We start from the raw sequence: 12,045 nt of genomic DNA, 5'->3' as shown, positions 1-12,045 counted from the left end.
CTTAGCGCGGCGCGGCGGCGGTCTCGACGCCGAGGGGGAGCGCCGGGGTGTCCTCCATGGTGGGGTCGACGAGCTGCCGACCCTGGGCGTAGAGGAAGCCCATGTAGGCCACGATCACACCGCACAGGCCGACGTGGAAGGGCACCGTCCAGCGCGGCACCCCCCAGTTGTACTGGATGATGCCGATGGCGGCCTGCGCCAGGATGAAGACGATGAGGATGAGGCCCAGGCGCAGGGTCTGCTTGTTCGCCCGGATGGCGAGCAGCGCCACCACGAGGCCCACCGTGAGCCCCAGGTAGAGGTACATGAAGTGGGCGTGGATGTGGGCGATCTCCGCGAGGTCGACGTGGAGGCGACCCAGGGCACCTGCCTCATAGTCGCCGGCGTGCTCCCCGGCGCCGGTCACCATGGTGCCGGTCGTCAGCACGATAAGCAGGGCGACCGCCGCGGCCAGCGCCAGGTACTGCAGCGGGCGGGGGAAGAACTGCACGGGACGGCCCGTATCCGGCTGCTTGATCCACTCGTAGAGGAGGGCGGCCATCCACACCAGGATCATCGAGGGCATGAAGTGCAGCGCCACGATCCACCACTTGAGCGACAGCAGGACGCTGATGCCGCCGATGATGGCCTGCACGATGACACCAATGCCCTGGAGGAAGGCGAACACCTTGATGGCGCGGCGGCGGCCCGCGCGCCACACAACGATGAAGCAGTAGAGGGCGGCTGCGCCGACCACGAAGGTGAGCAGGCGGTTGCCCCACTCGATCGCCTGGTGGATCGCCGGGGCGGCACCCTGCACCGGGGTCAGTGACCCCGGCTGGCAGTTCGGCCACGTCGTGCAGCCCAGGCCGGAGCCCGTCACACGGACGATGGAGCCGGTGAAGACGATGCCCGCCTGGCAGATGAGCACCAGCAGGGCGGCGATCTTTTGGCGCTTGAGGTTGTCGAAGCCCCGCAGGTCCGTGGGGGCGGAAGTTGGGTGAGTGGGGGTGGTAGTCACGGCCGCTAGTTTAGCGCCGGATGTTTGCTCGGGCATGGAATAGCTCCCACCAGATGCCCGCATGTGCCCGATATCACCGCGCAGCTGCGGCCTTTCCCACACATCGGTGGAGCGCTCGCCACTCCTCGCCGCAGCACCCCGGCGGGGGCGAACACCGCGGCGGGGGTAGCGCGGAGCTTTGGCGTTACTCGAAGCGGAAGAGTTTCGCGGCGGCCGCCCCGCCCAGCACCATCCACACGAGCAAGATTGCCAGGTGCGTCAGCGGCAGCTGGCCGGCGAGGGCGTCTTTCACCCCGTCGGCGAGCGCCACCGAGGGCACGACGTTGAGCGCGGGGTGGATGTCGCCCGCGGCGCGCACGACGACGTAACTGCTGAAGCCGACGAGGAGGAACCAGATGAGGTTGGCGAGCGCGAGCACGATCTCCGCCGGCAGGGTGCCGCCCACGAGCAGTCCGAGGGCGGTGAAGGCGGCCACACCCACCAGGAGGGTGAGCAGCGCGTAGACGACGCCCAGGGCGCTGTCGGGGCGCCAGCCCAGCAGTAGGGCGGTGACGGTGAGGATGAGCGTTTGGACGGCGGCGACCGCGATGACGGCCACCACCTTGCCGGAGATGATCGTCCATGGCGGCACCCCGGAGGCGCCGATGCGTTTGAGCGCCCCGTAGCGGCGGTCGAAGGCCACGGCGATAGCCTGGCCGGTAAACCCGCTCGACATGGCGGAGATCGCCAACGTCAGGGGGAACGCCACCCGGATCGGGTCGGCGACGTCAATGACCGACGTGAGCGACAACGCCACCAGTGTGAGCAGCGGGATGACGAGGCTGAGGAGCTGCTGTTCGCCGTGGCGGAGGAACAGGCGGGACTCGATGCGCGCCTGCGCGGCCACCATGGCGGGCACGCTCGCACGCCGGGTATCGGGGGTGAAGGTGCCGGGCGCAAGCCGCAGGTTGCTCGTCACGCTGCCCGCGGTGGGGGTGGTGTCTGCCATGGGGTTACCTCCGCATCTCGGTGCCGGTGATGTCGAGGAACACGTCCTCAAGGCTGCGGTGCACGACGCTGAGTTCTTTCATCAGCACGTCCTGCTCGGCGGCCAGCCGCGCCAGTGTCGCAATGAGTTGCGGGGACGGCTCGGCGCTCACCCGGTAGGACATCGGCCGCAGCGCGGTGACCTCCACTCCGGGGTGGGCGGCGGCGAGGCCGGCGGCGAAACGCTCCACATCGAGCGCGGACGCCGTCTGGAAAGACAACTGCCCGGTGGCCGTGCGGGTCATAAGCTCGCTGGGGGTGCCCTGGGTGAGGACCCGGCCGCGGTCCATGATGACCACCTGGTCGGCCAGGGCTTCCGCCTCGTCCATCAAGTGGGTGGTCAGCACGATCGTCACCCCGTCGGCGCGCAGCCGGTTGACGATCTCCCACACCGCCAGCCGCGACTGGGCATCCATGCCGGCCGTCGGCTCGTCGAGGAATACCAGCTCCGGGCGGCCCACGAGCGCGCAGGCGAGGCTCAGGCGTTGCTGCTGCCCGCCGGACAGGCGCCGGTAGTTCGTCTTCGCCTGGGCGCTCAACCCCACAAGGTCGAGCAGCCACTCCGGGTCCAGCGGGTGGGCGCTATAGGAGGCTACGAGGTCGAGCATCTCCCGCACCCGGATTCCCGGGTAGGCGCCGCCGCCCTGCAGCATGATGCCAATGCGGCGACGCAACTGCACCGGCTGGGTGGCGGGGTTGAGGCCCAGGACCGAAATGCTGCCGGAGGTGGGGCGGGTGAACCCCTCACACATTTCAATGGTGGTGGTTTTGCCCGCCCCGTTGGGGCCCAGCACCGCCGTGACGGTGGCGGGGGCGACGTCGAAACTCACGCCGTCGACGGCGGTGACATCGCCAAACGTCTTCCTCACGTCACGCACGCTGAGCGCGGGGCTTGTGCCCCCGGGGGTGCGGTGGTCTGTACTCACGTCGAACCAGTCTAAGGCAGAGTGCGCCCGCGGGGCTCAGCGGCGGCGCGCCGCAGGCCGCGCGCCCCGCCAGAAGGTGCCGGTGCGGCGGGCAAGCAGCCACCACAACGCCAGCATGCAGGTGCCGAAAACCCCGAGGGCCGCGCCGTAAATCCACACCGTCGTCGACGGCGGCAGCGCCAGGCCGCGGGGCAGCACCATGAAGGACACGGCCGCCGAGTACACAATCGCCGGGGTGCGGAACAGGGGCCGGTTGGCGAAAGCTGCGAGCGGGATGATCGCCCACAGGAGGTACCAGGGGTGGACGACGGGGAAAAAGACGACGAGGACGAAGGTGGACACCCCCAGCCCGCCGACCGGGGGGATCGCGCCCCGGTAGGTGGCGAGCAGCATGCGCGCCAAAAACACCGCGACGAGCACGAGGCCCGCGCCCCGGGTGAGCGGCAGGATGGTGTCCGTGTGATCCCCCAACCCCAGCAGCATGCCCACGAAGCCGCTGAGCACGCCGACATCGGTGGTCAGTGACAGCCAGCTGCGGATCGTGGCGGCCCCACCCTGGCCGGTCACCCAGCCCAAGCCGATGCCCGTGGCCACCGTGGCCGCAGCAATCGTGGCCACCATGACGGCCGCCTCCACGGCGGCGGCCACTCCGATGGCCAGGGCGTGCGGCCAGTCGAGGCCACGCAGCTCCCGGGCGAGCCACATGCCGACGAAACCTAAGGCCACGAACCCCGTCACCTTCGTCAACCCTGCGCACGTGATGAGCACGGTGCTGGCGACGATGAGCGCCCACGCCCGGGGGCGGTGATTCATCTTCAGCGCGTCGACGCCTCGCATGCCGAGCTCCACGCCGGGCAGCATGAAGCCCAGCAGCACAGCCTCGTTGTGGATGCCACCCACCAGGTGCAGCAGCACCAGGGGGTTGAGCACGCTCATCCACAGGGCGGCCTGTGCGTCGACCCGGCAGCGCAGCGCCAGCCGGTACACGGCCCAGCCGGCGGCCGCCACGCCCAGCACGCTGAGTAGGCGGTGGCACATGATGCCCAGCAGGATGGAGTCCCCGGTGGCGCGGGAAATCGCGGCCGCGAGTCCCAACGCGACCGGCCCGTACGGGGAGGGGGAGTGGGACCAAATGAGCGGCACGCTGCGGGCCAGGGGGTGGTTGACCCCGAGGATGTCGACCGGGCCGGCGCTATAAGGATCCAGGCCCTGGGCGGCAATCGACCCCTGGGCCAGGTAGGAGTAGATGTCCTGGGTGAACATCGGGGCGGACAAAGCGATCGGCAGGATCCAGGCGGCCGCCGTGCGGCGGATGAGCGACAGGGTGAGCAGGGGCCGGGCATCCGCCCGGGTGAGCCGCACCCCCACAAAGGGGCCCATGGCCAGCCACGCGACGACGAGGAATCCGATGCCGACGTAGCAGAGCACCGAGGAGGTTTGCAGCATCCGGCCCATGATCGACCCGCCGGGGAAGGACCCATAGGGGTTACCCACCACCGGCAGCGCGCCGGCGCCGAGGGCGCCGAACCCCAACAGGATCGCGCCGAGCGTGCCCAACCAGCGGATGAGAGCGAAGCGGTAGAGTTCCTCCGCCCTTAAGGCCCGCGCCGGCTGGGAGGAAATGCGTCCCGGCTGCGCCAACTGCCGCACCCGGGCGCCGGGGCCGCCGGTGACGGGCACCAGGTCGTGGCCCACGACCGCGCGCATGAGCGCGCCCGTGCCGGTGGCTTGCGCGCCGGCAGGCTGGGGCACCTCACCGATCTCGGCGGCGTCGATGTGGAGCGCCTGCGAGCGCGACCCCGGGGACCCCAGGTGCGGCGCATCGCCACGTGCTGCGGCGGCCAGACGGGACAGTATTTTCACAAGCGCTCAGTCTAACGATGCTGAGCCCTGCCGCGGGTCGCGCCCCGCCTGGGAAGGGGTGGGACGCAGGCAACCCCACTGGTGCGTGCATGCGCATGGGAGTAGGTGGTGGGGTGGCGTGTTTGTGCCACATGGCCAGGGCTATTGCATGCGCCACAGATTTAAGGAACACTAGTGTTGTCAAAAACCTTTGACGACCGCTGTCGCTTGACACCGCACGCGCCCCGACATCGTCCGCAGCCCGCGCCATCGGAATCGCAGTGCCGTCGTGCACCAGCCCCGCGCCCGACCGCCTTTCTCTAGGCCGCGCGCGTGTGCACGACACACCGCACCGCATCCGGCCAGCGCCCTGCCGCCGACGGCAAAGTATCGGGGCGTCGACTTCGTGCGCGTGTGGCTCGCGCCAGCCCATGTGTCGCCTCACCCACGGCCTTGTGAGACCACACGCCGCCTTCACGCGCGCACCGCCGCGCTAACGATGCAGTGGCGTGCCGAGCAGATCGGGGGAGGAGTCCGGCGCCTGGGGTGGTGCGTGGGCGTCGGCGAGGCACACCACTAGTGAGGGAAGGAGGCGACGAGCTGCGATGACCAACGCCGCATTACGCGCCGTGGAGGGTGATACCCGCCAGGCCATTTTGCGTCGCCTGCTCACCGGCGGCCCCCAAACCACCGCCGATATCGCCTCGCACCTGCAACTCGCAGCAGCCGGTGTGCGCCGCCACCTCGACAACCTGCTGGAGGATGGGCTGGTGGAGACCTGCCCCGCCCGCACCCCCAACAAGGGGCGCGGCCGGCCGGCCAAAGCCTTCCGCCTCACCCCGGCAGGGCGCCAGCACTTCGGGCACGACTACGACACTCTCGCCTCCCTCGCGGTGGAAGCACTGCGGGAAACCGGCGGCAGTGTGGCGGTGAAAGCGTTCGCCAAAAAACGCGCCGCCCGCATGTTGGCCGACGTGTCCGAGGCGACCAGCCACGCGGAGTTCAGCCCCGAGGAGAAAGCCGAACGGATCGCCGAGGTGCTGAGCCGCCACGGCTATGCCGCGGAGGTTCGCGCCACCGACCGGGGTGTGCAGCTGTGCCAGCACCACTGCCCGATCAGTGAGGTGGCCTCCGAGCACCCCGAGCTGTGCGAAGCGGAACACGAAGCCCTGGCTGAACTCTTCGGCCAGCACGTGCAACCACTCGCATCGATCGCCGACGGGCACGACATCTGCACCACCCACATCCCCACGACCCTCGCGTTCCTCGGGAGCGCTGAGGACTGCTGCGGGAGCGACGGCGGCTGTGACTGCGGCGCGGAGACTGCGTCATCGAAGGTTCCGGGGAATTGTCTTCCCCTGACGCCCATCACCCACACTGCTCACACGAAGGGAGCGCCTCGACAGTGACTCAGGCAACTGACAGGGCCGACGCGCCACGCACCGATGACGAAATCATCGAGTCCATTGGTGCCTACAACTACGGCTGGCACGACAGCGACGCCGCCGGCGCGGCCGCGAAGCGCGGCCTCAACCGCGACGTCGTCGCCGACATTTCCGCCAAGAAGAACGAGCCCGAGTGGATGCTTCAGAACCGCCTGAAGGCGCTGGAGATCTTCGACAAGAAGCCCATGCCCACCTGGGGTGCGGACTTGAGCGGCATCGACTTCGACAACATCAAGTACTTCGTCCGCTCCACGGAGAAGCAGGCCACCACCTGGGATGACCTGCCCGAGGACATTAAAAACACCTACGACAAGCTCGGCATCCCCGAGGCGGAAAAGAAGCGCCTGGTCGCCGGTGTGGCCGCCCAGTACGAATCCGAGGTCGTCTACCACCAGATCCGCGAGGACCTCGAGCGTCAGGGCGTGATCTTCCTCGACACCGACACCGCGCTCAAGGAGCACCCGGAGCTGTTCCGCGAGTACTTCGGCACCGTCATCCCCGCCGGCGACAACAAGTTCTCCGCGCTGAACACGGCTGTGTGGTCCGGTGGCTCCTTCATCTACGTGCCCAAGGGTGTGCACGTCGACATCCCGCTGCAGGCCTACTTCCGCATCAACACGGAAAACATGGGCCAGTTCGAGCGCACCCTCATCATCGTCGACGAGGACGCCTACGTGCACTACGTCGAGGGCTGCACCGCGCCGATCTACAAGTCGGACTCCCTGCACTCCGCCGTCGTGGAGATCATCGTGAAAAAGGGCGGCCGCTGCCGCTACACCACCATCCAGAACTGGTCGAACAACGTCTACAACCTCGTCACCAAGCGCACCAAGTGCGAAGAGGGCGCGACCATGGAGTGGGTGGACGGCAACATCGGCTCCAAGGTGACGATGAAGTACCCGGCCGTGTGGATGACCGGCCCCCACGCCAAGGGCGAGGTGCTGTCCGTCGCTTTTGCCGGCGAAGGCCAGTTCCAGGACACCGGCGCGAAGATGGTGCACATGGCACCGCACACGTCCTCCAACATTGTCTCCAAGTCGGTGGCCCGCGGCGGTGGCCGCGCCGCCTACCGCGGCCTGGTGCAGGTCAACAAGGACGCGCACCACTCCACCTCCAACGTGGAATGTGACGCCCTGCTCGTCGACAACATTTCCCGTTCGGATACCTACCCCTACAACGACATCCGCAACGACCACGTCTCGCTCGGCCACGAGGCCACCGTGTCCCAGGTCAGCGAAGACCAGTTGTTCTACCTCATGAGCCGCGGCGTGGCCGAGGATGAGGCCATGGCGATGATCGTCCGTGGCTTCGTCGAGCCGATTGCCAAGGAGCTGCCGATGGAATACGCCCTCGAGCTCAACCGCCTCATTGAACTGCAGATGGAAGGATCGGTGGGCTAGAAGTGACCACCCCCCAAACCGCTCCCGTCAAAAATGCCACCTACCACAACAACAAGGGTGACCTGTTCACTTCCTTCGATGTGGCTGACTTCGAGGTCCCCCGTGGCCGCGACGAAGTGTGGCGCTTCGTGCCGCTGCGCCGCCTGCGCGGCCTGCACGACGGCAGCTTCGCCCCGGCAGACACCCCGGACGTCACCGTCGACGTCCCCGCGGGTGCAGAAGGCGTGACCGTGGAAACCCTGGCCAAGGGCGACCCGCGGCTGGGCCGCACCGGCGGTGCCGTGGATCGCATCGGCGCCCAGGCGTGGACGTCCTCCCAGGGCGGCCAGCTGGTGCACATCGCCAAGAATGCGCACATTGACCAGCCCATCACCATCACCGTGACGGGCAAGGGGCCGGAGGTCACCACCTTCGGCACCCTCGTCATCGATGTGGAAGAGGGCGCGAGCGCCTTTGTCAACCTGCACTTCGTGGGCACCGGCACCCACGCCGACAACCACGAATACTTGGTCGGCGACAACGCCCGCCTCACCGTCGTGGTCCACGAGGACTGGGACGACGACGCCGTGCACTGCGCCGGCGAGCGCGCCGTCCTCGGCCGTGACTCCGTGTTCCGCCACACCGTGGCCACCTTCGGCGGCGGCGTGGTGCGCAACGTGCCCCAGGTGAAGTTCACCCAGCCCGGCGGCGACGCCGAACTGCTCGGCGTCTACTTCGCCGACGATGGCCAGTTCTTCGAACAACGCCTGCTCGTCGACCACGCCGTGCCGAACTGCCGCTCCAACGTCATGTACAAGGGTGCGCTGCAGGCCGACGCCGACTCCGACAAGCCGGAGGCCCGCACCGCCTGGGTGGGCGACGTGCTCATCCGCTCCAACGCGCAGGGCACCGATACCTACGAGGTCAACCGCAACCTCGTGCTCACCGAGGGTGCGCGCGCCGACGCGGTGCCGAACCTCGAGATCGAAACCGGCGAGATCGCCGGTGCCGGTCACGCCGCCACCGTCGGCCGCTTCGATGATGAGCAGCTGTTCTACCTGCTGTCCCGCGGTATCACCCCGGCGGCCGCCCGCCGCCTCATCGTGCGCGGCTTCTTCTCCGAGGTCATCTCCCGTATCCCGGAAGCCGCACTCCGCGACACCCTCGAAGACCGCATCGCCCACGAGCTGGAAAACACCCCGCTGTAACCCCTCCGTCCACCCACGACACCCCGCCGGCCCTTGCGCCCGGTGGGGGCGTGTGTGCCCTGCTTGACACGAAAAGGTGACCTCACCCATGAGCACTCTCGAAATCAAAAACCTGCACGCCCAGGTCCGCCCCACCGAGGAGGGCGCGGCACCGAAGGAAATCCTCAAGGGCGTCAACCTCACCATCAACTCCGGTGAAACCCACGCCATCATGGGCCCCAACGGCTCCGGCAAATCGACCCTGTCCTACACCATCGCCGGCCACCCCAAGTACGAAGTGACCGAGGGCGAGGTGCTGCTCGACGGCGTCAACCTCCTCGACCTCGATGTGGACGAGCGCGCCCGCGCCGGCCTGTTCCTCGCCATGCAGTACCCGGTCGAGGTGCCGGGTGTGTCCATGGCGAACTTCCTCCGCACCGCCGCCACCGCCGTGCGCGGCGAGGCCCCGAAGCTGCGCGATTGGGTCAAGGAGGTGCGCGAGGCTCAGGAAGAGCTCGCCATCGACAAGGCCTTCTCCGAGCGCAGCGTCAACGAGGGCTTCTCCGGCGGTGAGAAGAAGCGCCACGAGGTGCTGCAGCTGGGGCTGCTCAAGCCTAAGTTCGCCGTCCTCGACGAGACCGACTCCGGCCTGGACGTCGACGCACTGCGCGTGGTGTCCGAGGGCATTAACCGCTACAAGGAGCGCGAGAACGGTGGCGTGCTGATGATCACCCACTACAAGCGCATCCTCAACTACGTCCAGCCCGACTTCGTGCACGTCTTCGCCGACGGCCGCATCGTCGAGTCCGGTGGCCCGGAGCTCGCCGACGAGCTCGAGGCCAACGGCTACGACCGCTTCCTGTGATGAGTTTCCGTCTCCCCGATGGCCGCTTGGACGTCGCCGCCGTGCGGCAGGAATTCCCCATCCTGAGCCGCACGGTGCGGGGCGACAAGCCGCTTGTCTACCTGGATTCCGGCGCGACCAGCCAACGCCCCCTGCGCGTGTGGGAGGCGGAGCAGAACTTCGTGCTCGGGTGCAACGCGCCCGTGCACCGGGGCGCATACTCCATGGCGGAGGAAGCCACCGACGCCTACGAGACCGCCCGCCACGACATCGCCCGCTTCGTCGGTGCCGATGACGATGAGCTGGTGTTCACGAAGAACGCCACGGAAGCACTCAACCTTGTGGCCTTCACCCTGGGTGATCGGCGCGCAGGCGAGTTGGCGGTCGGCCCCGGCGACACCGTCGTCGTCACGGAGCTGGAACACCACGCGAACCTCGTGCCCTGGCAGGAACTCTGCCGCCGCACGGGTGCGACGCTGCGTTGGTTCCCCGCGACCGAGGATGGTCGCATCGACCTGGCGGCACTCGACTTGAGCGAAGGCAACGTCAAAGTCGTGGCGGTCACCCACCAGTCGAACGTCACCGGTGCCGTCACCGATGTGGAGGCCGTTGTGGCGGCCGCCCACGCGGTCGGCGCGCTCGTCGTGCTCGACGCGTGCCAGTCGGTGCCCCACATGCCGATCGATTTCCACGCCCTGGGAGTCGACTTCGCGGCCTTCTCCGGCCACAAAATGTGCGGGCCGACGGGTGTGGGCGCGCTCTACGGCACACGCGAGCTGCTGGAGCAGCTGCCGCCGTTTATGACCGGTGGTTCCATGATCGAAATTGTGCGCATGGACGGCTCGACCTTCGCCCCGCCGCCGCAGCGCTTTGAGGCCGGCACCATGATGAATAGTCAGGTGGTGGGCCTCGGGGAGGCGGTGCGTTTCCTCGACGAGGTGGGCATGGACGCGATTGCCGCCCACGAGCACGAGCTCACCGCCCACGCCCTGGAGGCGCTGCAGGCCATCGACGGGGTTCGTATCGTCGGTCCCCGCACCGCCGAGCGCCGCGGCTCCGCCGTGAGCTTCGTGTTGGATGGGGTGCACCCCCACGACATGGGGCAGGTGCTCGACGACGATGGCGTCTGCATCCGGGTCGGCCACCACTGTGCGTGGCCGGCGCACCGGGCACTCGACGCCCAGGCGACCGCGCGGGCGAGTTTCTACCTGTACAACACCCACGAGGAGATCGAGGCGTTGGCGCGGGCGGTGGGCCGGGCGGCCGAGTTTTTCGGCCGCTAGCCCTGCGGGGGAAGTTTTCCCGCACCCTGGGCGTTGCAGCATCTAGCCGGTGCCGTGTGGCACTGTACAGTGGGCCCCGCCGGCCCGAAGACAGTTAAGGAGCGTGTTGTCGTGAACCTGGAGTCGATGTACCAGGAAGTGATCCTCGATCACTACCGTCACCCCACCCACGCGGGGTTGAATGATGAATTCGATGCAGAGGTGCACCACGTCAACACCTCCTGCGGCGACGAGTTGACGCTGCGGATCCTCCTCGACGAGGACGGCTCCACCGTCAAGGACATCTCCTACGAGGCTGAGGGGTGTTCCATCTCCCAGGCCTCGACGTCGGTGATGGCCGAGGAGATCGTCGGCCTGCCGCTGGCGGAGGCGGTGAACAAGCTCGCCGCCTTTGAGGAGATGGTGACCTCCCGCGGGACGATTGAAGGCGACCCGGAGGTGCTGGGCGACGGCGTCGCCTTCGGCGGGGTGTCCAAGTACCCCGCCCGCGTCAAGTGCGCGCTGCTGGGCTGGAAGGCATTCCAGGCTGCGGCCGCGGACGCGGTGGAGCACAAAAGCGCCGAGTAGAGACCACACACACGTTTTTCGCCGCCCGGTTGTTGGGGCGGCCACTGATTTCACGGGAAGCCGATGACTGAGAACACCCCTGTCGAGGACAACGAGACCACCCTGCCGGCCGATCGCAGCGAGGAGCGCGCCGAGGCCGCGGAGAAGGTGAAGCCGCCGCAGTCCGAGGCCGACGAGGCCCGCGCCTTCGACGTCGAGGAGTACATGCGCGACGTCATTGACCCGGAGCTCGGCATCAACGTCGTCGACCTGGGTTTGGTCTACGACATTTGGATCGAAAACGGCGACGAGGCCGTCATCGAGATGACGTTGACCTCGCCTGCGTGTCCGCTGACGGACGTGTTGGAGGACCAGGCGGAGCAAGCTGTAGTGGGTAACAAGGTGGCCTCCAAGCTCACCATCAAGTGGGTGTGGATGCCGCCGTGGACGCCGGCGATGATCACCGAAGATGGGCGCGAGCAGCTGCGTGCCCTGGGGTTTAGCGTATAGGGCCCGTCACAGACGTTGGGCATGGAATCTCACCCCTTCGTGTCGGCTCGTGAGCCT

At 67.9% G+C, this 12,045-nt stretch carries 11 protein-coding genes; 7 read left to right on the top strand and 4 right to left on the bottom strand.

What is annotated here, in order from left to right; all coding sequences use genetic code 11:
• Position 1: 1 nt before the first annotated feature.
• The 4 genes from C1Y63_RS03390 to mptB all read right to left on the bottom strand — a co-directional run bounded on the left by C1Y63_RS03390 (position 2) and on the right by mptB (position 4,815).
• The gene (locus tag C1Y63_RS03390) at positions 2 to 1,036 is read right to left on the bottom strand and encodes a heme A synthase (RefSeq protein WP_106015061.1); all 1,035 of its coding nucleotides are present in this window, start codon (positions 1,034 to 1,036) and stop codon (positions 2 to 4) included.
• Positions 1,037 to 1,184: 148 nt separating this feature from the next.
• Positions 1,185 to 1,988 (bottom strand): ABC transporter permease, encoded by an 804-nt coding sequence (locus C1Y63_RS03385; protein ID WP_199189053.1) that lies wholly within the window; start codon positions 1,986 to 1,988, stop codon positions 1,185 to 1,187.
• A 4-nt stretch (positions 1,989 to 1,992) separates the two neighbouring features.
• The gene (locus tag C1Y63_RS03380) at positions 1,993 to 2,952 is read right to left on the bottom strand and encodes an ABC transporter ATP-binding protein (RefSeq protein WP_233195557.1); all 960 of its coding nucleotides are present in this window, start codon (positions 2,950 to 2,952) and stop codon (positions 1,993 to 1,995) included.
• 36 nt (positions 2,953 to 2,988) lie between these two features.
• On the bottom strand, positions 2,989 to 4,815 hold the full coding sequence (mptB, locus tag C1Y63_RS03375; RefSeq protein WP_199189052.1) for a polyprenol phosphomannose-dependent alpha 1,6 mannosyltransferase MptB: 1,827 nt from the start codon (positions 4,813 to 4,815) through the stop codon (positions 2,989 to 2,991).
• A gap of 584 nt (positions 4,816 to 5,399) precedes the next feature.
• On the opposite strand from mptB, the gene C1Y63_RS03370 reads away from it, so the two are divergent.
• From C1Y63_RS03370 to C1Y63_RS03340, 7 genes are all read left to right on the top strand, one after another.
• The gene (locus C1Y63_RS03370; protein WP_106015060.1) at positions 5,400 to 6,203 is read left to right on the top strand and encodes a metalloregulator ArsR/SmtB family transcription factor; all 804 of its coding nucleotides are present in this window, start codon (positions 5,400 to 5,402) and stop codon (positions 6,201 to 6,203) included.
• A complete protein-coding gene (sufB, locus tag C1Y63_RS03365) occupies positions 6,200 to 7,639 on the top strand; it encodes a Fe-S cluster assembly protein SufB (RefSeq protein ID WP_106015059.1) in 1,440 nt (479 codons plus the stop codon). The genes C1Y63_RS03370 and sufB overlap by 4 nt, the downstream gene beginning before the upstream one ends.
• A gap of 2 nt (positions 7,640 to 7,641) precedes the next feature.
• On the top strand, positions 7,642 to 8,826 hold the full coding sequence (gene sufD, locus C1Y63_RS03360; protein ID WP_106015058.1) for a Fe-S cluster assembly protein SufD: 1,185 nt from the start codon (positions 7,642 to 7,644) through the stop codon (positions 8,824 to 8,826).
• 88 nt (positions 8,827 to 8,914) lie between these two features.
• A complete protein-coding gene (gene sufC / locus C1Y63_RS03355) occupies positions 8,915 to 9,670 on the top strand; it encodes a Fe-S cluster assembly ATPase SufC (protein ID WP_106015057.1) in 756 nt (251 codons plus the stop codon).
• Positions 9,670 to 10,932, top strand: coding sequence for a SufS family cysteine desulfurase (locus tag C1Y63_RS03350; RefSeq protein WP_106015056.1), 1,263 nt, complete (start codon positions 9,670 to 9,672; stop codon positions 10,930 to 10,932). Before sufC ends, C1Y63_RS03350 begins: the two co-directional genes overlap by 1 nt.
• Before the next feature lie 111 nt (positions 10,933 to 11,043).
• A complete protein-coding gene (sufU, locus tag C1Y63_RS03345; RefSeq protein WP_106015055.1) occupies positions 11,044 to 11,499 on the top strand; it encodes a Fe-S cluster assembly sulfur transfer protein SufU in 456 nt (151 codons plus the stop codon).
• Between the two features lie 63 nt (positions 11,500 to 11,562).
• Positions 11,563 to 11,988: a metal-sulfur cluster assembly factor gene (locus tag C1Y63_RS03340; protein ID WP_106015054.1), complete on the top strand. Its 426-nt coding sequence runs from the start codon at positions 11,563 to 11,565 to the stop codon at positions 11,986 to 11,988.
• Positions 11,989 to 12,045 lie beyond the last annotated feature (57 nt).

Origin of the sequence: Corynebacterium sp. 13CS0277, assembly GCF_002994655.1 — a bacterium.
GTDB lineage: Bacteria > Actinomycetota > Actinomycetes > Mycobacteriales > Mycobacteriaceae > Corynebacterium.
This window is presented reverse-complemented; position numbering and strand designations above follow the sequence as displayed.

Coding starts and splice junctions, on each gene's coding strand:
- C1Y63_RS03390 (WP_106015061.1), bottom strand. CDS start 1,036: ATGCCCGAGCAAACATCCGGCGCTAAACTAGCGGCCGTGACTACCACC.
- C1Y63_RS03385 (WP_199189053.1), bottom strand. CDS start 1,988: ATGGCAGACACCACCCCCACCGCGGGCAGCGTGACGAGCAACCTGCGG.
- C1Y63_RS03370 (WP_106015060.1), top strand. CDS start 5,400: ATGACCAACGCCGCATTACGCGCCGTGGAGGGTGATACCCGCCAGGCC.
- sufC (WP_106015057.1), top strand. CDS start 8,915: ATGAGCACTCTCGAAATCAAAAACCTGCACGCCCAGGTCCGCCCCACC.
- C1Y63_RS03350 (WP_106015056.1), top strand. CDS start 9,670: ATGAGTTTCCGTCTCCCCGATGGCCGCTTGGACGTCGCCGCCGTGCGG.
- C1Y63_RS03340 (WP_106015054.1), top strand. CDS start 11,563: ATGACTGAGAACACCCCTGTCGAGGACAACGAGACCACCCTGCCGGCC.